A 231-nucleotide genomic window follows, 5' to 3' on the forward strand; every position below is an offset into this window, starting at 1 on the left:
TGCCGTTTTCAAGGTCGGACACCCAGCCATTTAATCCGGCTTCATCCGCCTCACGTCCAAACATGGTACGATACAGAATTTTAACATACTGTACGTCGTTGTAATGAAAATTCTTAAATTCCTCGCTGAATATAAAGCCCTGAGCAACTTCTGCAGCTGATTTCCGTCTGCTCTTAAGCTGTGTATTCCAGTCATTGAAACCGGATTCGTCTGCATCACGCCCCATTGCGA

The 231-nt window shown here is 45.5% G+C and carries 1 protein-coding gene; it reads right to left on the reverse strand.

Going from position 1 to position 231, the window contains the following annotated elements; genetic code table 11:
• A partial coding sequence (locus ACOEN1_RS13595) for a DUF4214 domain-containing protein (protein ID WP_422487419.1) occupies positions 1–231 on the reverse strand: 231 nt, incomplete at both ends.

It is taken from the genome of Gudongella sp. DL1XJH-153, from assembly GCF_049310905.1.
In the GTDB taxonomy this organism is placed as follows: domain Bacteria; phylum Bacillota; class Clostridia; order Tissierellales; family Tissierellaceae; genus Gudongella.